General features: G+C 68.6%; 25 protein-coding genes and 4 pseudogenes. 13 read left to right on the top strand and 16 right to left on the bottom strand.

Going from position 1 to position 22,291, the window contains the following annotated elements:
- The first annotated feature begins 4 nt into the window (after positions 1-4).
- A complete protein-coding gene (locus C1N81_RS04875) occupies positions 5-745 on the top strand; it encodes an ABC transporter ATP-binding protein (protein ID WP_394427139.1) in 741 nt (246 codons plus the stop codon).
- Between the two features lie 78 nt (positions 746-823).
- Here the strand turns inward: C1N81_RS04875 and C1N81_RS04870 are convergent, their stop codons facing one another.
- The 3 genes and pseudogenes from C1N81_RS04870 to C1N81_RS04860 form a co-directional block, all read right to left on the bottom strand.
- On the bottom strand, positions 824-2,041 hold the full coding sequence (locus C1N81_RS04870; RefSeq protein WP_394427137.1) for an FAD-dependent monooxygenase: 1,218 nt from the start codon (positions 2,039-2,041) through the stop codon (positions 824-826).
- Between the two features lie 207 nt (positions 2,042-2,248).
- Positions 2,249-2,572 (bottom strand): annotated as a pseudogene (locus C1N81_RS04865) (hypothetical protein); the annotation flags it as partial.
- A gap of 8 nt (positions 2,573-2,580) precedes the next feature.
- Positions 2,581-2,938 (bottom strand): annotated as a pseudogene (locus C1N81_RS04860) (IS5 family transposase); the annotation flags it as partial.
- A gap of 45 nt (positions 2,939-2,983) precedes the next feature.
- Between C1N81_RS04860 and C1N81_RS04855 the strand changes: the two are divergent.
- The 3 genes and pseudogenes from C1N81_RS04855 (at position 2,984) to C1N81_RS04845 (ending at position 5,026) form a co-directional block, all read left to right on the top strand.
- The gene (locus C1N81_RS04855) at positions 2,984-3,523 is read left to right on the top strand and encodes a winged helix-turn-helix domain-containing protein (RefSeq protein ID WP_394425771.1); all 540 of its coding nucleotides are present in this window, start codon (positions 2,984-2,986) and stop codon (positions 3,521-3,523) included.
- Positions 3,520-4,068 (top strand): transposase, encoded by a 549-nt coding sequence (locus C1N81_RS04850; RefSeq protein WP_394426219.1) that lies wholly within the window; start codon positions 3,520-3,522, stop codon positions 4,066-4,068. Before C1N81_RS04855 ends, C1N81_RS04850 begins: the two co-directional genes overlap by 4 nt.
- Positions 4,069-4,196: 128 nt before the next feature.
- Positions 4,197-5,026, top strand: a pseudogene (locus C1N81_RS04845) (IS5 family transposase).
- Positions 5,027-5,051: 25 nt separating this feature from the next.
- Here C1N81_RS04845 and C1N81_RS04840 read toward each other — a convergent pair.
- The 9 genes from C1N81_RS04840 to C1N81_RS04800 all read right to left on the bottom strand — a co-directional run bounded on the left by C1N81_RS04840 (position 5,052) and on the right by C1N81_RS04800 (position 11,752).
- Complete coding sequence (locus C1N81_RS04840) at positions 5,052-5,384, bottom strand: DUF7677 family protein (protein WP_394427136.1); 333 nt, start codon at positions 5,382-5,384, stop codon at positions 5,052-5,054.
- Positions 5,385-5,416: 32 nt separating this feature from the next.
- Positions 5,417-5,758, bottom strand: coding sequence for a hypothetical protein (locus tag C1N81_RS04835; protein WP_394426190.1), 342 nt, complete (start codon positions 5,756-5,758; stop codon positions 5,417-5,419).
- A 46-nt stretch (positions 5,759-5,804) separates the two neighbouring features.
- Entirely contained in the window at positions 5,805-6,275 is a 471-nt protein-coding gene (locus C1N81_RS04830; protein WP_394427134.1) for a hypothetical protein, read from the bottom strand.
- Between the two features lie 124 nt (positions 6,276-6,399).
- Positions 6,400-6,630, bottom strand: coding sequence for a hypothetical protein (locus tag C1N81_RS04825; protein WP_394427132.1), 231 nt, complete (start codon positions 6,628-6,630; stop codon positions 6,400-6,402).
- 829 nt (positions 6,631-7,459) lie between these two features.
- Positions 7,460-7,765 carry an STAS domain-containing protein gene (locus C1N81_RS04820; RefSeq protein WP_394427131.1) on the bottom strand — a complete coding sequence of 102 codons (306 nt, stop codon included), beginning with the start codon at positions 7,763-7,765 and terminating at the stop codon, positions 7,460-7,462.
- Positions 7,766-8,482: 717 nt separating this feature from the next.
- Positions 8,483-9,175: a GAF and ANTAR domain-containing protein gene (locus tag C1N81_RS04815; protein ID WP_394427129.1), complete on the bottom strand. Its 693-nt coding sequence runs from the start codon at positions 9,173-9,175 to the stop codon at positions 8,483-8,485.
- A 602-nt stretch (positions 9,176-9,777) separates the two neighbouring features.
- Positions 9,778-10,170, bottom strand: coding sequence for a hypothetical protein (locus C1N81_RS04810; protein ID WP_394427127.1), 393 nt, complete (start codon positions 10,168-10,170; stop codon positions 9,778-9,780).
- 76 nt (positions 10,171-10,246) lie between these two features.
- Positions 10,247-10,582: a hypothetical protein gene (locus C1N81_RS04805; protein ID WP_394427125.1), complete on the bottom strand. Its 336-nt coding sequence runs from the start codon at positions 10,580-10,582 to the stop codon at positions 10,247-10,249.
- Positions 10,583-11,470: 888 nt separating this feature from the next.
- Entirely contained in the window at positions 11,471-11,752 is a 282-nt protein-coding gene (locus C1N81_RS04800; RefSeq protein WP_394427053.1) for an HU family DNA-binding protein, read from the bottom strand.
- Positions 11,753-11,922: 170 nt separating this feature from the next.
- Between C1N81_RS04800 and C1N81_RS04795 the strand changes: the two genes are divergently transcribed.
- From C1N81_RS04795 to C1N81_RS04780, 4 genes are all read left to right on the top strand, one after another.
- A protein-coding gene (locus tag C1N81_RS04795) for an IS5 family transposase (RefSeq protein ID WP_394427123.1) occupies positions 11,923-12,791 on the top strand; the annotation gives its coding sequence in 2 pieces (ribosomal slippage) (positions 11,923-11,986 and positions 11,986-12,791; 870 coding nt in all).
- A 73-nt stretch (positions 12,792-12,864) separates the two neighbouring features.
- Positions 12,865-13,161 carry a hypothetical protein gene (locus C1N81_RS04790; RefSeq protein ID WP_394427121.1) on the top strand — a complete coding sequence of 99 codons (297 nt, stop codon included), beginning with the start codon at positions 12,865-12,867 and terminating at the stop codon, positions 13,159-13,161.
- 68 nt (positions 13,162-13,229) lie between these two features.
- Positions 13,230-14,162 (top strand): IS4 family transposase, encoded by a 933-nt coding sequence (locus C1N81_RS04785; protein WP_394427120.1) that lies wholly within the window; start codon positions 13,230-13,232, stop codon positions 14,160-14,162.
- Positions 14,163-14,243: 81 nt separating this feature from the next.
- On the top strand, positions 14,244-14,411 hold the full coding sequence (locus tag C1N81_RS04780; protein ID WP_394427118.1) for a hypothetical protein: 168 nt from the start codon (positions 14,244-14,246) through the stop codon (positions 14,409-14,411).
- Between the two features lie 703 nt (positions 14,412-15,114).
- On the opposite strand, the gene C1N81_RS04775 is transcribed toward C1N81_RS04780, so the two are convergent.
- Positions 15,115-15,567, bottom strand: coding sequence for an ATP-binding protein (locus tag C1N81_RS04775; RefSeq protein WP_394427117.1), 453 nt, complete (start codon positions 15,565-15,567; stop codon positions 15,115-15,117).
- 311 nt (positions 15,568-15,878) lie between these two features.
- Between C1N81_RS04775 and C1N81_RS04770 the strand changes: the two genes are divergently transcribed.
- The 5 genes from C1N81_RS04770 to C1N81_RS04750 all read left to right on the top strand — a co-directional run bounded on the left by C1N81_RS04770 (position 15,879) and on the right by C1N81_RS04750 (position 20,021).
- The gene (locus tag C1N81_RS04770; protein WP_394427115.1) at positions 15,879-16,745 is read left to right on the top strand and encodes a helix-turn-helix domain-containing protein; all 867 of its coding nucleotides are present in this window, start codon (positions 15,879-15,881) and stop codon (positions 16,743-16,745) included.
- Positions 16,746-16,774: 29 nt separating this feature from the next.
- Entirely contained in the window at positions 16,775-16,993 is a 219-nt protein-coding gene (locus C1N81_RS04765; protein WP_394427447.1) for a DUF397 domain-containing protein, read from the top strand.
- A gap of 84 nt (positions 16,994-17,077) precedes the next feature.
- The gene (locus tag C1N81_RS04760) at positions 17,078-17,890 is read left to right on the top strand and encodes an SAM-dependent methyltransferase (protein ID WP_394427113.1); all 813 of its coding nucleotides are present in this window, start codon (positions 17,078-17,080) and stop codon (positions 17,888-17,890) included.
- Between the two features lie 745 nt (positions 17,891-18,635).
- Positions 18,636-19,628, top strand: a complete 993-nt coding sequence (locus C1N81_RS04755; RefSeq protein WP_394427112.1) for an aldo/keto reductase — start codon at positions 18,636-18,638, stop codon at positions 19,626-19,628.
- 198 nt (positions 19,629-19,826) lie between these two features.
- Positions 19,827-20,021: a DDE-type integrase/transposase/recombinase gene (locus tag C1N81_RS04750; protein ID WP_394427111.1), complete on the top strand. Its 195-nt coding sequence runs from the start codon at positions 19,827-19,829 to the stop codon at positions 20,019-20,021.
- A gap of 150 nt (positions 20,022-20,171) precedes the next feature.
- Here the strand turns inward: C1N81_RS04750 and C1N81_RS04745 are convergent.
- The 3 genes and pseudogenes from C1N81_RS04745 to C1N81_RS04735 all read right to left on the bottom strand — a co-directional run.
- Positions 20,172-20,291, bottom strand: a pseudogene (locus tag C1N81_RS04745) (IS5/IS1182 family transposase); the annotation flags it as partial.
- 117 nt (positions 20,292-20,408) lie between these two features.
- Positions 20,409-21,263, bottom strand: a complete 855-nt coding sequence (locus tag C1N81_RS04740; protein WP_394427109.1) for an LLM class flavin-dependent oxidoreductase — start codon at positions 21,261-21,263, stop codon at positions 20,409-20,411.
- A gap of 165 nt (positions 21,264-21,428) precedes the next feature.
- Positions 21,429-22,199, bottom strand: coding sequence for an SDR family NAD(P)-dependent oxidoreductase (locus C1N81_RS04735; RefSeq protein ID WP_394427107.1), 771 nt, complete (start codon positions 22,197-22,199; stop codon positions 21,429-21,431).
- Positions 22,200-22,291 lie beyond the last annotated feature (92 nt).

Below are 22,291 nucleotides of genomic sequence, written 5' to 3'. Positions count from 1 at the left end.
CCCAATGCTCGAGCTCACCGGCCTGACCACGGGCTACCACGGCGGCACCGTGCTCCACGGCCTCGACCTGACGGTCGCCGCCGGTTCGGTCCACGCCGTCGTCGGCCACAACGGCGCGGGCAAGACCACCCTCGTCCACACTGTCGCCGGGCTGATACGCCCGAGCGCCGGGACCGTACGCCTCGACGGCCGCGAGGTGACCGGCCGGCCGGCGCACCGGATCGCGCGCGCCGGCATCGGGCTCGTGCCGCAGGGGCGGCGGGTGTTCGCCGGGCTCACGGTGGAGGAGCACCTACGGCTGTCCCACCGCCCGCCGCGCCGGGGTGACACCCCGCGCCCCAGCGTCTGGACCCCGGCGCGGGTCCTGGAACTGCTCCCCCGGCTGGGCGAACGGCGGACGAACCGGGGTGCGGATCTCTCTGGCGGCGAGCAGCAGATGCTGGCGCTGGCCCGGGCGTTGCTCGGCTCGCCCCGGGTGCTGCTGCTCGACGAGCCGACGGAGGGCCTGGCCCCGGTCCTCGTACGGCAGGTCCACGAGCTGGTGGTGACGCTGGCGGCCGAGGGGCTCGCCGTCCTCCTGGTCTCCCCCAGCCCCGCGCAGGCCGTCGCGTGCGCCCGCACTCTCACCGTGCTCACCTCGGGGCGGATGACGCTGCGCATGGCCGGGGATAACGCCCGCGCCGACGCCACGGCGCTGCACGCGGCGCTGGAGCTGACGGCGGCGGGCACGGCTACCGGCGGCTGAGCGGCACCCCCGTAGCCGGACCGGACCCGGGGCCTGTGCGGGGGCGGCCGAGACGTCACGCCCCCGTGCTTTTCGCGCCTATCCGGCCTTCATGCTGTGGCCGCCGAACCCACTGCGCCGCTCGGAGCCGCTGTTCTGCCGCTGCCACCACGCGTCGAACCCGGCCTGGTCCATGGCGGTCCAGTCGGGGGTGTTCTCGACCTGCGCGTCGCCCATCCGGCGGGCGAGCGCGACCATCGCGGCCCCGACGGCCCCGCGCCCGGCGTCGTAGCGCTTCAGGATCTCCTCCCAGCTGCCCCCGGCCTTCCAGGCGGCTTCCAGCGCCGTGGCGTCCTGGAGCGCCTTCACGCTGCCCCCGCCTATGTGCGGCCGGGCGACGCTGGCCGCGTCTCCGACCAGCACCATCCGACCGGAGGCGTAGTGCGGCACCTTCAAGTCGTAGATGGGCTGGATGAAGGTGGCCTCGGCGGGGGTGCGGAGCACCCTGGAGGCCCAGTACGGGGGGAAGCTGTCGGCGACCAGGGCCCGAAGCCGTTCGGTGAGCTCGGAGTTGAGCTGGCCCGGCGGCAGGGAGGTGGGCGTCCGGAGGTCCGGGTGCAGGCCGCCCGCCTCGGGGGGAGCGGTGTAGAGCACCCAGTTCAGACGATGGCCGCCGTGACCGTCCGGGATGCGGTAGATCATGCAATGGCCGCCGGGGAAGACGATGTTGTGCGCGTCCTCGCCGTCCGACGGAAGGTCCGCGACGTCCGACGAGGTCCCGCGCCAGCCGATGTATCCGGCATACGCGGCGTCCGCACCCGGGAACATGGCTTCGCGGACGACGGAACGGTAACCATCGGCCCCGATAACGATGTCGAAGCGCTCCTCGTGGCCGTCCTCGAGCTGCAGCGTCACGCCGCCAGCATCCGGCTCCACCCCTGTGACCACCGCGCCGGACCGGTAGACGACCTCCTCGGGCACCCGGCGGCGCAGTTCGCTCCACAAGGATCCCCAGCTGTAGGCGCGGAACGGGAACGGCTGCTCGCCGACGACCCGGCCATGCTCGGCCTCGCCGTCGCGCACGCTCCACAGCCGCCGGGTCAACGGGGCCCAAGGCATCTCGGGCGCCACATAGCCTGCTTCCCGCAGCTCGTCGTACCGGTCGTTCTGGAGGGCAATTCCCACCCCTCTGTCGCGGAGCCGGTCATCGGCACGTTCCAGAACGGTGATCCGCTCGGCCCCGCCGCGGTGTGCGGCGAGAGCCGCCGCACATCCCGCGATGCTGCCGCCGACAACGGCGATGCTGCCTCCACGCACGACTGGCACTCCACTCACTCAGTGTTCCGGGCAGTCCGGCCGCCGCCCGGAACTCCGGCGCCGCGACAGCGCAGACAGCCGCACATCATGTCGCACTAGCGGCTGTTGGCCCGGAACCTATGGTCAGGACCCGGACTGGATCCTATCCGGGGGCTCACGTTCGGCGTCCTCGCACCCGACCACACGCGCCGCCGACGGAGCCCCCTCCGTCAACCGCCCAGAATCCACCTTGCGACCCCGGGCCCGGAGTCCGGCAGGGCGCCGTAGGCGCCGTGGTGCTCGGCATGGATCTGCCGGATCTCAGCGACCGCGGCGGCCTGCTCGGCCTGACGCGTGGCGCGTGCCCGCCCTCAGCAACCGCTGGTTTTCGGCCCGCACCCGGTCCAGCTCCTCGGCCGGGCTGAGCGCGGTGCCACCCGGCGGCCCGGGCGCAGGCATTCCGGCGTCCTTGCGGACCCACGTGCGCAGCGTCTCCCCGGTGATCCCGAGATCCGCGGCCACCGCCGCGTACGCCCGCTTAACCCCCGACGCGCTTGAGGGGGCGCGGGCGGCGGCACCTTGCGGGCGCCAGCGGCGTGCTGGTGAGCCCGCACCGCGGTGGAGTCCACGACACGTCCCAGTTGACCCGACCTGCCGCATCCTCGACGGCCTGGATCTTCGACGCAGCATCTTCCAGGTGCCATCCGCCGACCAGCGGCGATGACCCTTGTAGACGGTCTCCCAGGGCCCGAACCGCTCGGGCAGGTCCCGCCACTGCACGCCCGTCCGCACTCGGTACAACACCCCGTTGATCACAGGCCGGTGGTCACTCCACCGGCCTCCGCGCGTACCGCCCCGCGGCGGAAACGACTCCAGCCGATCCCACTCCGCATTCGTTACTGAGTTTGTGGGCGTGATGTCGGGAGGGCTGACAGAGGAAGTCAGTCGCGGTAGGCCGGAACCATGAGGTATCCGCAAGGTGGTGGCCTGACGGCCGAGCGGCGGGCCTTTCGCGAGGGAGTCCGCCTGCAAGCAGCCGCGATGTTCGCCGCAGGTGACGGCAACACGGTGGTGGCGAAACAGCTGCGAGTCAGCGTTCGTTCAGTGCAGCGCTGGCGCCGCGCCTGGCAGGCTGGCGGGGACGGCTTCCTGTTTTCCAGGGGCTCGGCGGCCCGGCCCAAGCTGAGCGAGAAGCTGTTCGCGGTGCTGGAGGAGGAACTTGCCAAGGGGCCTGTTGCGCACGGCTGGCAGGACCAGACATGGACCCTGGAGCGGATCAAGGTGCTGATCGGGCGCCGGTTCCATAAGACCATCACCCTGTCGACCATCGCGCAGATGCTGCGGCGCCACGGCTGGAGCCACCAAGTCCCGGCCAAGCGGGCCCTGGAGCGCGACGAGGACAAGGTGACCGGCTGGGTGAAGGACACATGGCCACAGGTGGAAGCACCGCGGCGGCGCTCGACGCCTTCATCGTCTTCGAAGACGAGGCCGGATTCTCGATGACGCCGCCCACTTCCCGCACCTGGTCCAGGCGGGGGCACACGCCCGTGGTCCGGGTGCGAGGCCGTTCCCAGCGCCGCTTCTCCATCGCCGCCCTGGCCTGCTACAAGCCCGGCGAACGAACACGTCTAATCTTCCGGCCCAAACAGCATCTCGATCACAAGCGAGGCGGCCGGCGCAGCTTCACCTGGCGCGACTATCGCGACCTGCTGGTCGCCGCCCATCAACAGCTCGGCGCCCCGCTGATACTGGTCTGGGACAATTTGAATGTGCATCTGGACGCCCGACTGCGGGCCTTCATCGACGCCCACGACTGGATCACCTCCTTCCAACTCCCCTCGTATGCACCCGATCTGAATCCCGTGGAAGGTGTCTGGTCACTGGTCCGGCGCTCGGCGCAGTGCAACACCGCGTTCAGCGACCCGGACCACCTGATCCGGTCACTCCGCCGCACACTCCGCGAGATTCAGTACCGCCCCGATCTCATCGACGCATGCCTCACCGCAACCGGCCTCACCCTCACGACATCACGCCCACAAACTCAGTAATCCCCACGCCCCATGACTCCAGCCTGACCACAACAAGGCAGTCATGTCAGGAGATCCGGGAAACAGCGCCTAGGCCTGGCCTAGGGTCTGTCGTCAAATGATCTTGAGTGGTGGATCATGGCGGGGTGATTGGTCGTCATGAACTGTCCGATGCAGTGTGGGAGTTCGTCTGTCCGTTGCTGCCACTAGCGTTGTGGGGCCGGAAGCGGGTGGACGACCGGAGGGTCCTTAACGGAATCGTGTGGAAGTTCCGGACGGGTTCGGCTTGGCGGGACGTGCCCGATCGGTACGGGCCGTGGGCAACGCTGCACACCCGTTTCCGCCGATGGGCGAAGGACGGCACGTTCGCGAGGATGCTCCAGGCCGCGCAAGCCAGGGCGGACGCAGCCGGGGGCATCGACTGGCTGGTGTCGGTCGACTCCACGGTCGTGAGGGCTCACCAGCACGCCGCCGGAGCCCGAAAAGGGGGGCCCTCGACCCGGCGCTCGGACGGTCCAGGGGTGGTCTGACCACCAAGATCCACCTTGCGTGCGACAGTCTTGGCCGGCCGCTGGGCTTCGTCCTGACCGGCGGGAACGTCAACGACTGCACGCGTTTCACCGAGGTGATGGAGACGATACGGGTGCCCCGCCTCGGCTCCGGGCGACCCCGCACCAGGCCGGTTCACGTCCTTGGTGACAAGGGCTACAGCTCCCGCGCGATCCGCACCTGGCTGCGGCGTCGGGGCATCACCCATACCATCCCCGAGCGGGCTGACCAGGTCCGAAACCGGGCCCGGCGCGGTAGCCGCGGTGGCCGGCCACCGGCCTTCGGCCGTGAGCTCTACAAACGGCGCAACGTGGTGGAACGCTGCTTCAACCGGTTGAAGCAGTGGCGGGGCGTCGCCACCCGACACGACAAGACCGCCGAGTCCTACCAGGCGGCTGTCACCCTCGCATCGCTTTTGATGTGGGTGTGACGTCCTGCGAGGACCGCCCGCTCGTTCACGGGCCGTGGAGTTCCGTCTCCCATGCCTGGAACGGCGGGTCGACCTCGTAAGTCGGGTCGCAGAAACGGCGAATCCACTGGGCGGCACGGTACTGCGCGTCCCCGTCGTTCAGCACTTCGCCGTCTGCGTCGACTTCCAGCACATTGCCATAGATCGCGAAGACCTGCTCCAACGACGAACCGAACGCGAAGAGAGCCGGTCGGTAGTCAAAACCGTCGAGCAGGTCAACGTCGATGGTGCCATTGGCCAAGTAAAAGGCGAAGAACCGAAGCGAAGCACGCACGTCGACAGGTAGATGTCCCACCAGCACATCATGCCTGCTGTCCACATCCCTCGGGCAAGATCTTTTGACGACAGTGCCTAGGCGACTTGGCGGCCCAGCTTTGCCGACTTCCGGTTGTGCCCCTTCGTATCCCACCACTCTTCGAGGTGGGCATGGACCAGATGCACGAGCTGGTGCAGTCGGTCGGGAGGGGGCGCGGGTGAGGTGAGCACATCGGCCCAGGACTTGTCGTCCCAGGGCAGAGCGAGAACCCAGTGTTCATCCGGGTGGCCATGGCGTTTCACGCCGAGCTGGTAGGCCAGTGTCGCGCTACGGTCCGCATGCTGCTCGACCGACAGCTGTTCGACATCGAACCGCACCCCGTCAGCAGTCACGTATGAACTGCTCAGTGCTTTTTCGGCTGGTGTTTGTTCTGCCATGGTCGAAACACCCTTCCTATCTCGTCCCGCGTCCCCTCACCTGTTTCTAGCAGCGAGGCGCGCTGGCGGCGACCGTCTGGTTGACCTTGTAGGCGGTCAGAAGGTCGTTGGTCCCGGCCGGGGTGCCGATGATGGTGCGGAACTTCTCCACGCGCGGGCACTGGTTGAGGTACGTGGAGTAGCCGCCGCGGCCGTTGGCGTCGCCGGACCATATGGCCGCGTTTATCTTGCGGTCCATCGTGCTGTTCCAGCCGTGCCGAGCCTTGATGTGCTTCCAGCCCCATGTGCTCGTGCCGCAGCGGAGCGTGATCACCTTGGGGCCTCGGTAGTACTTCTTCAGGACGTAGGTACGGCTGTGGCTTCTGCACTTGGCGTCAAAGCTGGTGGCTGCCGCCGCGACGGCCCCATCCGCAGGCCCCTGCGACGCGGCGGACGCCGGGCCGACTGCTGGAACGAGCAGGACTGACATGGCCGCAGTAGCAGTCAGTGCTGCCTTGATCGGGACGGTGACAGGCATGTGTTCCCCCTTTGTTCCCCGTGGTCAGCGGGGAGTTGTTGGATGGAGCGCCTCTGTGAGACGCGGGAGCACCGTGTCATCACTGTCTGAACCCTGTCAATCACTTACGGGTGCGGCTCGTGGCTCATACAAGATTTTCGTGGGCGTTGATCGTCCACAGGTCTTCGGTGATGTCCCGGGGTGGTGTGCGTCGGGAGTGTGCGACGAACAGGACGCGCTTGCGCAGGAGGCTGATGCCGGCGCGGCCTGCCATCTGGCTTTTGATCAGTTTCAGGTCCGTGATCCTTCCCTCCGCGACGCCCGAGCTGTAGGGCAGAGGCGCGGCCGCGGTGATCGCGTCAAGGTCGTCGAACAACCCGGCGGCGTAGCCGCGCAGTTGGGGAATGCCGCAGGTGTGGGGCCCGGCGGATCCAGTCGTGCAGCGGGGCGGGGCGCTGTTGGTCGAAGAGGGGCGCGAGGGAGCGGATGAGCTGGTGGCTGGTGTGCAGTTCCGGCCAGCGGTGGAGGAGGTCCTTGACGAAGACACGCTGGTCATCGGTCAGGTGGTCGGGGCGGCGCATCAGCAGCCGGGAGGTCTCGAACGCGCTGTGGTCCGGGGCCGGCGGCGGCAGGCCGGTGTCGAGGGCTTCGCGGTGTTCGGTGACGTAGAGGGGGACGGTTGCCTGGCTGCCGCCGAACCCCGCGCGGCCAGCTCACGGAACAAGACGGCGCGCGACCTGCCCATCACTTCACGAGGCTCCTCACGTCAGTCAGCCGTCCCTGCCCGCAGACCCGCACGCCTCAGCGTGGCCGCGCTGACTACTTCGTCGGGAAACCAAACACCGCGCCCCGGCCGCCGACAAGAAAGCCACGCCACGGCCATTGGTGCCACCACAGCGTGGAGATACCGGATCTACTTACGGAGTGGTGTGAAGTTCACCAAACGGGCAACACGTGCCGCACGGCCCACCGGTCCCTTCGGACAAGCAGGGGACTGTCGGCCCGGGCCGGGACCGTCGCCCTTGGCCGGCCCGGGCGGCGGATTCCTGCCCGACCGGCACCTCACACGGACAGGAACCCGCCGCCCACCACCGCGCCAGCACAGCCTGTGACCAGGCCGCACCTGCTACCACCCGACACCCGCCGGGCTTGGGCCTTCGACAGCCGCAGACCGCGATCACGAAAAATACGGGGCCCAGCCCAGTTCAGCTTCGCACGGCGGCAGCGGTGCGGAGCGTGTCGTGGAAAGTGAAGACCGAGGCAGTACCAGTGGCCTTCAGCAACCGCCGCGTCTGCGGCGTGACCCCCACCAGCAGCACAGGACGCTCACGGCGCGCGTGCAGGAGACAGTTCAGCAGCGAGGAGTCGCAGAACGACACCCGGCCCAGGTCGAAGGCGAGCGGCCCCGTCGTGCAGCGGAGCGCCTCGGCGACGGTGTCGGTGAGCTCGTTGGTCTGCGTGCAGTCGACCTCCCCGCCCACCTCGATCACCCACAGACCCTCTGCACACACCAAAGACGCCACCCCAGCCACAACCGCCTCCACACCATCGCCCGAACCATCCCTGCACCCCCTCCCCCACGCTCCGCCAGGAACACGCCCTCTCACCCACCACACCCCGATACCGGTCAAAAGTTCGAGGGAAACCGCCGTACGCCCCACCCCAACCGGTGACACAACACCCGCCACCACGGCCCGGAACCCACACACATGACCGGTGCTTCACCTAAACGTGTAGCCACAAAGTGCTGTGACGGGGGCATGCGTAGACCACCTGAAGATGCGGCGTGACGATGAGAATCGACCCGCTCATCGTCAGCCGGTCGGGCGACGCCACTGGAGAAGGCACAGGGGAAGCCGGAGGGAACGGCGCCGCCCGACCAACCACCCCCAACGAAGTCATCGACCCACGGGCGGCCTCTGGAATGGCGCCCGTTATGCGGCCCCAGCTCCGGTGACAGAACGGGAAGCGGTAGCCGGGCGCCGCACACCGGGCCCAACCAGAGCGGCGTACGACACCCGGCGCCTGCCAGGCGAGCGGTTCAACGCGACGACAGGGTCCAGGTCACGAGCAGCACGTGCCGGGCTCATAGCGGCGGCTCGCCACCCTCCGGGTACATGCTCCTTTCACGCCGCCTCGTAGTCGTGCGCGTGGCCGCCCCGCCAATTCACCAACGCCGGATCGTCGAGCAGGGCGAGGGCAGCGGCACCGCTGTCTGGCAGTGCAGATCAGGGCTGGCCCAGACTGCCGGTGTCGCACACCAGGCGGGCGACCTCTCGGAGTTTGATGTTCTTCTTCTGCGAGTAGCGGCGCAGGACGTCGAAGGCCTGGTCCTCGGTGACGTGGTGGCGCGCCATGAGGATCCCCATGGCTTCGCCGATGTGGTGGCGGGTGGTGATGGCCTGTTCCATCTGGGCGTGGGTGCGGGCGCTGGCGAGGGCGACCGCGGCGTGAGAGGCCAGGAGCCAGCCGGCGGCCTCGCCGACGTCGGTGAAGGCGCCCGGCCGGCGGGAGTAAAAGTTCAGGGCGCCGTAGTCCTCGTCGTCGGTGTACAGCAGGAAGCCCATCATGCTGCCGATCCCCAGGCGGTGGGCCTGAGGGACGAAGTGCGGCCAGCGCGGCTCTTCACCGAGGTCGCGGATGCGGTAGACGCGCTCGCCATCGGTTCGCCGGGCCGCGTCGAAGCAGGGGCCCTCGCCGAGCTGGGCCTGGAGCCGGTCGCACTCCACCACGCGCGCTTCGGTGGGGGCCAGGGTGCGGGCCCGCTTGTTCTCCAGAAGGAGGATGCCGGCCGCATCGCAGCCCCCGACCAGATCGTGGGCGGACTCGGTGATCTGTTTCAGGGTGGCATCCACCGTCGGCTGAGCCAGCAGCGTGCGAGCCACCGACGCCATCTGCACGGCAAACCCCTGCCAGTCCATCTCGCTCCTCCCAGCAGACCCCCCTGCTACTGGTCAGCTACGGGCGGACCAGACGGGGCAGTCCCCCGCGTGCAGGGTGGTGACCACGACAGTACTGCCGAAGAATCCGCGAACCTGCTCGACGGTGCAGCACGTGTGCGGCCGCGGCAGCGCGGGGCGCGACCGCACCACCTCAGGCACCACCTCGGCAACGGCCAAGGACGGCTCCGCGGGATGCGGCCGGCGCCCGCGGCGCCGCCGTCGCGCCCGGCCGACCGCCACTCTCGTGTACTGAGCCACATCCACAAGGCCTCCCCACTCGCCGAGGACCACGTGCGGGTCCACACAGCAGAGCCCACACCATGGCACACCAGCTATCCCCAAAGGTGACAACCGCGTGGTTCCGGGTAGTTTTCGATTGTGGATCGCATCCGGCGCCGACACTGGAACGGTCCACCCGCTCCCAGAGCACCCGCCGCCCTCCCGCTGGCCGGGCGCTCGTGGTCGAGGCGGGCAGGCCGCGCCATCCTGGGGATAACGGACGGCGCGGCCAGCCTGCCGCTCCTTGCACCCAGGGAAGCCGGGATGCCGTCTTAACCGGCAGTGAACCTCGGAGCGCCGGCTCACGCGCAGATCAGGACCAGGCGCAGGGTGGGGATCTGGTCCCATCCCTGGCTGGCGCACCGTTCAGCGAGGGCGAGGTCCGGTGCGGCCTTGAGGTACAGAGTTTGTGGCGGGCGGAGGCCGCCGGCCAGGGCGACGAGGGTGTGCAGGATGCCGTCGGAGAGAGAGGCGAGGCGGCGGCAGTCGATGGTGACCTCGTCGGCGGCGCGCATGCAGGCGTTCACCGCCTCAGTGAGCGGTTCGTGGTGAGCGAGGCGTGGCTCACCCTCCAGGCGCAGACGTACCCCGCCGGTGTCGCGGAGCGGGGTGATCGTTAAGTGGTCGTCGATGAAGAAGCCGGGCAGCACAACAGCCTCCAAGCAGAGCCGGAACGGTGCGGTGCACCGTCGCATGCCAAGTGGGTGCGGGAGGCGGAGGGTGGGGCGGGGGTTCCTGCTGCCTCCCGCGACAGCAGGAACCCCCGCCAGGTCACGCCTCGTGCAGGCGCAGGGAGGGCAGTTGGTCCCAGCCGCGCTCCCGCAGGCGCTCGGGCAGACGCAGTTCGGGTCCGGCCTGCAGGCACAGGAATTGGGGCGGGCGCAGGGCGCGGGCCAGACCGACCAGGGTGGCCAGAGCACTGTTGGACAGGTAAGTCACCTGGACGAGGTCGACCGTGACCTCCGCGGCCTGCTTCGCGCAGTCGGCCACCGCGGTGGCCAGCGGCACTTGGTGCGCCCCGACCACCTCACCGAACAGGCGCACCCCCTGCTCGTGCCGCAGGGGTGTGATCAGGCACAGGTCGTCGACGAAGAAGGTGGCGCGCACGGCCGGATCCCCGCTCTCGCGGACAGGGCACCACTGCGCGGGCGAGTGACGGGAGGCCTGCAGACACGCGGGAAGGGCGACTGCGGGTTCACGGCAGACGGGCGATGCGGTGCGTATGAAGCGGGCGACAGGGTCCCGCACGGCAGCCGCTGGCGCAGGGGACCCGTCCACGGGCCCGAGAGATCGCCGAAAAAGCCTGCGCCGCGCTAACGGCGAGGCATATTCACGGACTGCTCAGCACGCTACTCCCCCACGCGTACGGCCCGAAAGGCCGCCCGGGGGTGCAGAACCAGCCCTTCGCCAAGCACCAGACGGCACCGCTGCCGCTAGCCCCTGCAACGAGCACGGCACCGTGGACGAGCCGAAAAACGACCGCGTTTTCCGGATAAGGCGCCCTGGTGATCTCCGGACCGTTTTAGGTAGAAAGAACGCTGCAACACCGCAGAGACCACACAACCCTGCACGTTGTCCACGCCGCCCCACCCGCACCGGTGCCGCGGAAGGGACGCCGAGCCCAGCCCCCGCCCCGGCGTGCCGCCCCCGCCCACGTCCCTCCCGCCGTTCGAGTACGTCCAGGAGGGCCGCGCCGCTCGGCATACGGGCGATCGCAGGTCCCTGCCCGCAACGGCAGAGCATCGAACGCGGCATACGCGGCGGTGTAGCGGCGCATCAAGTCGGCCAGCCGCAGGCCGCAGCGCACACTTACCGCGCCGAAGTCAGTTGCGCAGTCACGCCAGGTGACCAGTTCGCCATCGAGGACAGTGTCGGACGGGAGCTCCATCGCGGCCAGTCAGCTTCGCGCGCGTGCGCCGCGCCTCGGCCAGGGGCGGCACAGAAGGACCATCGCCTTCCTGGCCGAAGCCATCCCTCTCCCAGGACCGCGTGGGCTCACTTGCCCTTGGCGGCCTCCTTGAGCTTCGAGCCGGCGGAGACCTTGACGCTGTAACCGGCCGGAATCGTCATGGCCTCGCCCGAGGCAGGGTTGCGGCCTTCCCGGGCGGCGCGGTGCGTGCGCTCGAACGACAGGAAACCGGGGATGGTCACCTTCTCCTCCCCCTTGCCGACAACCTCACCCACCGTTTCGGCGAAGGCCGCCAGAACAGCATCGGCATCCTTACGGCTCACCTGGGCTCGCTCAGCCAGAGCAGCAACCAATTCAGTACGGGTCATCTCAAAACTCCACAGCGCGCAGGGGTGCCCGGTCTCGACTGAGGGCGGGCGGGATCAAAGGACCCATACTGCCAGCCCTCACTGACAACCCGCCGCTCAGCACTCCTGCGCACTAGGCCGTGTTTCAGGTGCGGGTTCCGTTCCATGCCTCAGGCCGTGATGATCACCGTGTGGGGCGTGGGGATCTTTCTGATGAACAGTGGTCAGTGCTGGAGTCGTTGCTGCCGGCGGCGGGGTAAGTCGCAGGTGGCCGGGGCGGCGACGGTTGGTGGATGGTGTGCGTTGGCGGGTACGGACGGGTGTTCCGTGGCGTGACCTGCCGCCGGAGTACGGGCCCTGGCAGACCGTGTACAGGCTGTTCCGGCGATGGCAGCGGCAGGGGGTGTGGGCCCGGCTGCTGACGCTGTTACAGGCGCGGGCCGATAAGGCCGGGCTGATCACGTGGGAGGTCAGCGTCGATTCCACGATCTGCCGGGCTCACCAGCATGCGGCCGGTGCCCGGCGGGACGGCACCGGGCAGAAGGAGGCGCCTGGTGGTGTCGCCATCGAGCCCGACGACCACGGGCTGGGCCGGTCAAGGGGCGGGTTCACCACGAAGATCCACCTGGCCTGTGAGCAGGGTCAAAGGCTGTTGTCGCTGCTCGTCACCGCCGGGCACCGGCACGACAGCCCGCAGTTCCAGCCGGTTCTGGAGGCCATCCGGGTGCCTCGGAGCGGTCCTGGCCGACCGCGGTCCCGGCCGGACAAGGTGCGGGCGGACAAGGCCTACGGCTCCCGCGCGAACCGCGCCTACCTGCGCAGACGCGCCATCGGGTGCACGATCCCGGAGAAGGCCGATCAAGTCCGCAATCGCAAGAAGCGTGGTTCGCAAGGCGGCCGACCGCCGACGTTCGACAAGATCGATTATCGCGAGCGCTATGCGGTCGAGTGCGGGATCAGCCGTCTCAAGCAGCACCGGGCAGTGGCCACTCGGTTCGACAAGCTCGCGGTGCGCTACGAGGCGACGGTGCACGTCGCGGCGATCCGCCAGTGGTTGTGAGCCGTCGGGCGGCCCTGCGGCCGTGTCATGCTGGCCACCGGCACTTCGAGCAGCACACGCATGGGGAGGTCTCGTGGCCGCTGATTACTACTGCGCGGACAGCGAGAACGGCGACCACGTTGACGACCCGTCCGAAGACGCCCTGTTCGAGCTGGTCAGCGACCTGAACGGCATAGACAACACCTTCGTCGTCATCCAGCCCGACGAGGACGATCCCGCCTGGTTCGCGTCCGTCGCCGTCTCGGAGACGGGCGGCTACGAGATCGTCCGGCGTGACACCAGCCGCCGCGAGCACGCCGTCGCCGTCGAGACAGGCATCGATCAGATCGCGGGCGACCTCATCAAGTGGTTGGCCTCCCGGGCTACTTAAAACACGGCCTAGGTCCAATGCCGTTGTTCTAGCTGCTCGGCGTAGGCTTCTGTGTACTGCTCCCGGGGGTGGTGCCGGTGTCTGCGCATGTGTCTGACTTATCGGGTCTGGGGCTGTTGACCTGGGTATATCCGCCGGGTCTGGTGGATCGGGTGGTGGCTGCCTGCGGGCGAGTGGAGCAACGCAGACGCCTGCTGCCGGCCCGGCTGGTGGTGTACTTCGTCCTGGGCCTGGCGCTGTTCTCGCCCGCTCCCTATCTGGACGTCATGCGGCACCTGGTCGAGGGCCTGCGGGGCCTGGGGCTGCTGGGTGACTGGCGCATTCCGGCGAAGTCCTCGCTGTTCAGGGCCCGGCAGCGACTGGGGAGCGAGCCGCTGCGGGTGCTGTTCACCGCGACGGCGAAACCGCTGGGCACCCTGGCCACGCCCGGAGTGTTCTGGCGGGGCCTGCGGCTGCTGGCGGTGGACGGCACCTGCTGGGACGTCGCCGACACGCCAGCCAACGAGGCCGCCTTCGGCCGCCCGGGCAACGCCCGCGGTGCAGACAAGAGCTCCTTCCCGCAGGTGCGGATGGCCTGCCTGGTGGAGACCGGCACGCACCTGGTAGTGGACGCGGAGCTGGCCGGCTGCCGCACCGGGGAGGTCACCCTGGTCCGCCGCCTGCCCCGCTCCTGCGGACCCGGCCAGCTTGTCCTGGCCGACCGCGAGTTCCTCGGCGTGCCGTTGTGGCGGGCCTTCACCGTCACCGGCGCCGACCTGTTGTGGCGCGTGCCCGCCAATCGTGTCCTGCCCGCCGACCGGGTGCTGCGGGACGGCTCCTGGCTCTCCCGCATCCACGCCACCACCGACCCCGCAAAGCAAGACCCGGTCACCGTGAGGGTCCTGGCCTACCGGCTCGATTACGCCGGTCCGGCGGCGGACGACTACCGGCTGGTGACCAGCCTGCTCGATGCCCGCCGCTTCCCGGCCCGGCAACTGGCCGCGCTCTACCAGGAGCGCTGAGAGGTCGAGTCGGTCCTCGCCGAACTCAAGACCCGCCAGCGCGGCGCCCACACCGTACTCAGCAGCAAGACCCCGGACGGGGTGCTGCAGCAGATCTGGGCCCACCTGCTGGTCCACCGGGCCCTGCGCGAGCTGATGTTTCGAACCGCCACCTCCGGCGGCCTGGATCCAGACCGGCTCTCCTTCACCGAGACCCTGCGCTCGGCCCGGCGCAGCGTGACCGTCACGCCGGGCCGTTTTTCCCCCTGACCTCCTGGTCCAGGCGCTGGTCCTGCTCGAGCACGACCTGCTGGAGCGGCTCCTGCCGGCCAGACGCCTGCGCAGCCAGCCCCGCGTAGTCAAACGCAAGATGTCCAACTACCGGCTCAAACGGGCCGAACACCGCGCTTGGCCCCAGCCCACCCGCACCGGCGTCCGGGCCGTCCGCATCCAACGACCTCAGCCCACGAGGACGTAAGGCAACGGCATTGGGCCTAGGTCTGCTCGCCGCTGCGGGCGGTGCGATAGGCGCGGTGCAGTGTCTGTCCCGCGCGACACCGGCCAGCCAGCCTGGCGCACTCCGCGCAGGCCATCAGGTGCTCCAGGTAGGTGCAGTACGCGCGCTGTCCCTGCTGAGGGGGTGTCCATAGCCCCAGGGCCGATCCCTGCTGGCATCCTGCTGTGCCGTCGCCCCTCATGCGAGGGCATCCGTCGTGTGTCGAGCGGTTCCCGGTCGGCTGCAAGTGATGGTTATCGGGGCAGCCCCACCGTGCCGTGTGTAGGCGTGGTGGCGTGTGCCCACCCGCCGCGTGGCCGCCCGTCGCCTGCTCTCGGGCGTTCGTCCTGTCCGGGGCGGCGCGGCGGCAGGTGTGCTTGGGCCGTGGGAGCTCATGGCTGCCTTCTTTGTGGGTTTATATCGGGCGCCATGGTGAGGTGGTGTGCGGCGCCGCGGAGCGGACGGGCCGGTTGCCGGTCAGCGAGGGCTGATCAGTTCCGCCCAGATGACTTTGCCTTCGACGCGGGTGGAGGGCGCGGTGCCCCAGCGGTCGGCGAGTTCTTGGACGAGAAACAGGCCGCGGCCGCCTTCTTGGCAGGGACCGCCGGGCGCCTGGGGCGGCCGGAGCGCGGCCGTACCGCTGTCGTGGAGTTCGATACGCAGGCGGGCTTGGCCGCCCGCCAGCGTGAGGCCGCACAGGAAACTTCCGCTATCGGTGTGCTGGAAGGCGTTGGTGGCCAGTTCGGAGATGAGCAGGACCGCGTCGCAGCAGGTGTCGTCGGGCACCTGCCAGGTGCGGAGCCTCTCGCGGGCGGTGTCGCGGGCCGCTCTTGCGCTGGTGGGCCGGGCGGGCAGGGCGAACCAGTGCTCGAAGAGGGAGACAGGTAAGGCGATGGATACGGCCGGGGGCTGGGGCGCGGGGCGGATCACAGTAAGGGCCTTCCAGGTCTGTCGCGGGGCAGGCCGGGTCAGGGGGCGCGAGCGCGAGGGTCCGCGGGCTGGGCGGGTGCCCGACCGACCGGACATGCCGTTGGCGTCAGGCGCCATCCGGCCGCCTGGGGCTGGGGAGCCGGAGGCCGCGTGGGGGCAGTGAGCGTGGCCGCGCATATGCCGACTATGCGCGTGATCACCTCATGCTGCAACCTCCTCTCTGATAATTTCAGCAGACCGTGTATCGCTCTGGTATTGCCGTCAAGTCCAGGCGACAATCAGCTTGTTGATGAGCGCTCAGGAGGTGGGATGTGAGCGAAGCCCGGTCCGGCACCAGCGCGCCGACCGTCCTGCGCATGATCCTGGGCCGTCGGCTGCAGGAGCGGCGCCTCGCGGCCGGCGCCACGCTGGAGGATGCGGCGAAGACGCTGCGGGTGAAGACCCTGACGATCCGCCGTCTGGAGAAGGCCGAGGTCGCCCTCAAGCCGCTGTATGTGGAAAAACTGCTCGAGACCTACGGTGCGCCGCGCCCTGAGATCGAGCAGTTCATCGACCTGGCCGAGCAGGCCAACGAGCCAGGCTGGTGGCACTCCTATCGCGATGCGGTGCCCGGCTGGTTCACCGCCTACGTCAGCCTGGAGACCGGCGCCCGCACCTTGCGCACTTATGAACCCCATTACGTCACCGGCCTGTTGCAGACGCCCGACTACGCCCGAGCCGTACTACGGGGTGGGCTGCCCAACGGCAGTGATGAGGAGATCGAGCGCCGCGTGGACTTGCGGCTGCACCGCCAGCTGCTACTGAAGGGTGCGGACGCCCCGACGCTGTGGGTGGTGATGGAGGAAGCCGTTCTGCACCGAGAGGTCGGCGGACCCGAGGTGATGCGCGACCAGATCGACCGGCTACTGGAGGTCTTCGAGTTCCCGCACGTCAGCGTGGACATCGTGCCCTTCGCCGCAGGAGCGCACGTGGGGGCGTGCGCCCCGTTCACGTACTTCCGCTTCGCCGAGCCAGAACTGCCCGACATCGTCTACAGCGAACTGCTGTCGGCCGCCGTATACCTGGACCAGCGCCCCGACGTCGTCGCCCATCTCGAGGCGCATTCCCGGCTGGCGCTGCTCACCTCCTCCGAGGTCAGCAGAAAGCTTCTGCTACGCATGCGCAAGGAGTACGCGTGACATCCACCGGCCAGGTGATCTACAACGGGATGCCCGCCCTGCAGCTCGGCGAGAGAGGCTGGCTGCGGCCCTGGAGCGGGCCCAACGGCGGCCAGTGCGTGGAGACCAAGCAGCTTGCCGACGGCCGGGTGGCCCTGCGCCAGTCCACCGACCCGGCCGGCCCGGCACTGATCTGTACGCCCGAGGAGATCGCCGCGTTCGTCCGCGGCGTCAAAGCCGGCCTGGCCGACTACCTCATGACGGGATAGCTCAGCGCACACACGGGCACGCAAGGCGGCGCGTGCCTCTCCCCTGAACCGCAAAGTGGCCACCAGCCACGTGAGAGGGCACACATGAACAGGCAGGACGGCCGGGATCTCGACACCAGCAGGGCGCACTCGGCGCGCATGTACGACTACTTCCTTGGCGGTAAGGACCACTTCGACGTCGACCGGGAAGCCGCCCTGCTCGCCGCCAAGGCCCACCCCGGCCTGCCGGTGACCGCCCGGGAGAACCGTGCGTTCATGCACCGGGCCACCCGGGTGCTGGCGCAGGAACACGACATCCGCCAGTGGCTCGACATCGGCACCGGTATCCCCACCGAGCCGAATCTGCACCAGATCGCCCAGTCCGTCGCCCCCGATGCGCGCGTCGTGTACGCCGACAACGACCCCCTCGTCCTCAAGTACGCCGAACGCCTCATGCGCAGCACCGCCCAGGGACAGACCGCCTACATCGAGGCCGACGTCACCGACCCCGGCACTCTGATCGACGCCGTGAGAGATGCCGACGTTCTGGACTTCGAACTTCCCATCGCGCTGACCCTGAACGCGCTCATGCACTTCGTGACCGCCCCGCACGACCCCTACGCCATCGTGAAGCAGCTTCTCGATGCGCTGCCGGCCGGCAGCGCCCTGGCCATGAATCACTGCACCCCCGACTTCGACCCCGAGACCTGGAACAACGTCGCCAAGGCCTACACCGAGGCAGGAACACCAGTCCATTTCCGCTCCCGCAGCGAGGTGGCCCGCTTCTTCGACGGCCTGGAACTGATCACTCCCGGGATCCGCTGCTGCCACCGCTGGCGCCCCACCACACCCCCCGACGGCACCGAACCCACAGACGCCGACATCAGCCTGCTGGCCGGTGTCGGCATCAAACCCTGACCCGCACCGCACGCCAGAGCGGCGAACACGCCGCATCCCTGCCGCTGTCCGGCCCACATGCACGTGCGTTGTTCAAGGCGCCCTCACCACTGCCACAGGGTGCGCGCGTGAAACGGCTTGGTTGGACCCGGGCGGCGGCGCCCCGCGCCGCTGCGTCTGCCTCAGCCGAGCCACAACGTCGGCCGGCCTCCCCCGTCCACACGGGACTCCACTCTCAGCCAAGCGCGCTACACAACAACGACGGCAGACCGCCTCGTCGCTGGCCGGCAAGGAAAACGACTGGCCGCTGCTGGAGCGGTTCATCGAGGTGGAGGCCGAGCCCGAACGGTCCGCCTTCAGTCGGGCCTCGCGAGGGACATCAACGCCTAGTTCCTCACGACCCAAAACACCATGAGGAGGATATGGGTCGCGGCGCGGCTCATCCGCGTCCAGTTCCCCCTGCCCGTGCACGATCGCGCGCACTCTGCCTCGATCTCAACCGGGCGGTGTGGGAAAGCTGCCCATTGGCGAAAGAGTGCACGACCTATTGGAGGACGACCGGCTGGCGTTCCTGGAGGCGGCCCGCCCCGTGGTCGCGACCTGTTGCCGGGGACGCTTCACTCCCACCGCTCACACCGTGCCTGCCCGTTCGGCGGGGCCAGCCCGCCCCAGCTTGACTTCGAGTGCGCTCCAACTCCTAGGTTCCAAAGCGTTCATCCGTGCTCAAGGTATGCCGGCTCCGCCGGGCAAAAGGGAGTGGCCGCACATGATCAGCCGAACAACGCTCGCCTCGACCGGTCTCACAGTCAGCGCTATGGGCCTGGGGTGCATGGGGATGAGCGAGAGCTATGGCGCCGCCGACTGGGACGGCGGCCTGGCCACCATCGACCGGGCCCTGGAGCTGGGCATCACGTTCCTGGATACCGCCGATGCGTACGGCACCGGACACAACGAGGTGCTGGTGGGCCGGGCCATCCACGGCCGCCGGGACCAGGTGCAGCTGGCCACCAAGTTCGGTATCGACCGCAGTGCTGGTGACCGGGCACGCCGCATCCGTGGCGCCCGGGACTACGTACTGCGCTCCTGCGACGCCTCGCTGCTGCGGCTGGGCGTCGAGGTCATCGACCTGTACTACGCCCACCGCCCACCCCAGGATGTGGAGATCGAGGAGACCGTCGGGGCGATGGCGGAACTGGTCGAAGCCGGCAAGGTCCGCCACGTGGGCCTGTCCGAGGTTGACGGCGAACTGCTGCGCCGGGCGCACGCGGTGCACCCGATCACCGCGGTGCAAAGCGAGTACTCACTGTGGACCCGCGACGTCGAGGCAATCACCCCGATGATGGCCGAGCTCGGGGTCGGGCTGGTGTCCTACTCACCGCTGGGACGAGGGTTCCTGACCGGGACTCTGGACCGCGCCACATTGGACGAGAAGGACTTCCGACGCACAAACCCCCGCTTCGCGGGCGAGGCGGGTGAGGCGAACGAGAAGATCGCGCAGACCGTGCGTGAGGTGGCCGACCGGCTAGGTGCCACACCCGCCCAGGTGGCGCTGGCCTGGGTGCACGCACAGGCCGAGCGGCTCGGGGTGGCGGTGTCCGCTATTCCGGGCACGCGCAGCCCGGCCCGGCTGGAGCAGAACGCTGCCGCGCTGGACCTCACCCTGAATGCCGAGGCGCTGGCCGCGCTGGACCCGCTGAGCGATCAGGTGATGGGCGAGCGCTACACGCCTGCGCACACCGCTGAGGTCGCTCGGGGCTAGACAGGCCCCGCGTGGTCAAGGAAGCCTGCGACACGCCCTACATCCGCGGCGCGAAGGCGGTACCGGCACGAGAGACTCGGCGGCAAGTCGCTTGCAGTCTGTATCGATGCATTCGAAGCAGACAATTCAACCGGACTCTCCAGCGTCGGCACCGAGGCCGCCCGCACCTCCAAACGCACTGGCCAGGGCACCGGCAAGGTGGGTTACAGCTACCTGCACTCGGCTCTCGACGACCACTCGCGGCTCGCCTACACCGAAGCCCTGGACGACGAGAAGGCCATCACCGCGGTTGCTTTCTGGCACCGCGCCGTCGCCTTCTTCACCGCGCACGGCATCACCCCGATTCGCCACTGTCTCACCGACAACGGTTCCTGCTACCGATCTACAACCTGAGCCAGCGCCCTCGCCGCCTGCGGCACACAACACAAGCCGACCCGGCCCTACACCCCGCGCACAAACGGCCGGGTCGAACGCCACAACGGAACGCTAGCCCGCGAATGGGCCTATCGCGGACGCAGCGGCGGCACTGGAAGATCTAAACAGCGTGCGCTCCACTATCCACCTGCGCGGAAGCACGACGAAACCGGCCATGTCGTCGCTGCGTCTGACGATCTGCAGCACGCATCCGAGCTGCACCGCGGCCCAGTCCACCAGCTTGCCTGCCAGCGGCCTGGGCATCTTCCGCTGCGTCGTCAAGCGCATCATCGCCTGAGGCTATGGCTTCCACCGCCTGTGTATTTACTGGGAGAGATGCGACGACATCAAGAGACAGCCAACGTGTCAGAGAACAACATCGGCGACGCGCAGGATCTCGTCGACGTCGTCGCTGGTCGGATTGAGGATCAGCTCGTCGGCTCCGATCTCCTCGAACTCCCTGACGGTCTTTTTGATCTCTTCGCCTCCTCCGCTCACTGCGGAAGCGATGAAGCCGGCGGTGTCCGCTCCTGCTGTGGAGTAGTAGTCATAGACGTTCGCCCGGCCGCCCTCGGTATCCGCAACGGCGAAGTAGGCGATGGCGACGAGGTACGGAGAGCCCTCCCGTCCAGCTTCCTTCCAGGCGGTGCGTACGCCGTCGAAGGCTCCGGCGATCATGTGTGCCGGTACGGACGCACCGATATAACCACGGCCGGAGCGCGCCACGCGGTTGAACGAAGCCTGGACCATACCGCCGAAGAGCAGAGGCACCTCACGGCTGCCCTTGGGCACCAGCGGGTTGTCGCAGCCTGCGGGCGTCTCGCCGCGCCACACGCTCTTGTACGTCTCGACGTCACGGTCGAGACGCTTACCCGTGCCACGCGGGCCAAGGCCCTCCACGACGAAATCGTCGGGCCGCCCACCGAGACCGATTCCGAGGGTGAGACGGCCGCCCGAAACACCGTCGATGCTCTGTGCCTCCTTGGCCAGCATATGAGCAGGCCAGACCGGGCCGAGCAGGACGTTACTGATGAGCCCGATACTGCGCGTGGCACCTGCCGCCGCCGCCAGCGCGACTGTGTCCATCACCCCCGGGTAAGCAACACGGCCCACACTGCCCAGGGAGGCGAATCCCGCGTCCTCGGCGCGCCGTGCCCACTCGGGAATGACGTCCGCTCTCACATCACGTATTTGATTGGGAATTCCGATACCAATCTTCACGAGCGTTCTCCTTCTGTGAAAGTTGTTTTCCTCAGCGAGTTACTTTCACCGCATGAATTTCCCATGCGGAGCATGCAGTTCTTCGACATTTCCGGGGTGTTGAGCGGTATAGGACGCATGGTCAACCTGGGATTGACGAGAAACAGTGGTGCGCCGCGTCCGGACTTATAGATGTCCGCCGTCGACGGCCAGGTCGATGCCGTTGGCCAATCGGTTCTCCAACAGGAACCGGCAGGCATCGACGATGTCAGCCATGCTGCCGAGCTCGCCGGTCAGCGTCTCCGCCCGAAACTTGGCCAGGGTTTCGGCCAGCTCCGCCCTGCCCTGCCAGAAGGGACTGTTCTCGATCGGCCCGGGGTGGATGGCGTTCACCCGCACGGGAGCCAGTTCGATACTCAGCGTCCGCACCATCCCGGTCACAGCGGCGTTGACGGCTGTCAAAGTTGTCGAGCCGGGATACGGATAGTCTTTGGCGCCACCGCCGAACAGCAGCACCGCGGCGTTCGGCGTGAGGCGTTCGGCCAGAGCGGCTATGACGGCCGTGTACCCGACGATCTTCGTCACAGCCAACTGGCTGGCGGCCGCTACGTCGAAGCTGGCCAGAGTGTTGCGATCGCGGACCATGCCGACCAGGACGAGCCGGTCGACCTGCTCGACAGAAGCGAGCGCTGCGGCGACCGTTTCCGGGCGGCTGAGGTCGAGGGCCAGGCCGGTGACCGCGCCGACAGAGGGCGAGCCCTCGCCGGTGGTGGCCGGTAGCTGTCCGGCCACCGTCGCCGTGGACTCCGCTGCCTCGGCCGTGAGTTCAGCGGCTACGGTCGCGGCCCGCGCACCCTCGCGCCCCGTGATCATTACGTTCGCACCGTCGCGCAGATAGGCGGCGGCTAGTTCTCGCCCGGTGCCCTGTGTGGCGCCGATGATGAGGACGTTAGGCAACTCGTATTCTGCCTTCCATCAGACTTCCATCAACTTGGATGGTGGCGCAGTCCGTTCGGGGCAATCACGCGGCTGCTCACCGTAGGAGTGCG

The organism is Streptomyces sp. SGAir0957 (genome assembly GCF_043523415.1).
This window is presented reverse-complemented; position numbering and strand designations above follow the sequence as displayed.

Bases quoted from the DNA above. Each gene is read 5' to 3' on its own strand.
- C1N81_RS04765 (WP_394427447.1), top strand. From the start codon at position 16,775: ATGCCCGCCCTGCAGCTCGGCGAGAGAGGCTGGCTGCGGCCCTGGAGC.
- C1N81_RS04855 (WP_394425771.1), top strand. From the start codon at position 2,984: ATGAGGTATCCGCAAGGTGGTGGCCTGACGGCCGAGCGGCGGGCCTTT.
- C1N81_RS04815 (WP_394427129.1), bottom strand. From the start codon at position 9,175: ATGGACTGGCAGGGGTTTGCCGTGCAGATGGCGTCGGTGGCTCGCACG.
- C1N81_RS04850 (WP_394426219.1), top strand. From the start codon at position 3,520: ATGACGCCGCCCACTTCCCGCACCTGGTCCAGGCGGGGGCACACGCCC.
- C1N81_RS04835 (WP_394426190.1), bottom strand. From the start codon at position 5,758: ATGGCAGAACAAACACCAGCCGAAAAAGCACTGAGCAGTTCATACGTG.
- C1N81_RS04830 (WP_394427134.1), bottom strand. From the start codon at position 6,275: ATGCCTGTCACCGTCCCGATCAAGGCAGCACTGACTGCTACTGCGGCC.
- C1N81_RS04760 (WP_394427113.1), top strand. From the start codon at position 17,078: ATGAACAGGCAGGACGGCCGGGATCTCGACACCAGCAGGGCGCACTCG.
- C1N81_RS04810 (WP_394427127.1), bottom strand. From the start codon at position 10,170: ATGCGACGGTGCACCGCACCGTTCCGGCTCTGCTTGGAGGCTGTTGTG.
- C1N81_RS04875 (WP_394427139.1), top strand. From the start codon at position 5: ATGCTCGAGCTCACCGGCCTGACCACGGGCTACCACGGCGGCACCGTG.
- C1N81_RS04800 (WP_394427053.1), bottom strand. From the start codon at position 11,752: ATGACCCGTACTGAATTGGTTGCTGCTCTGGCTGAGCGAGCCCAGGTG.
- C1N81_RS04755 (WP_394427112.1), top strand. From the start codon at position 18,636: ATGATCAGCCGAACAACGCTCGCCTCGACCGGTCTCACAGTCAGCGCT.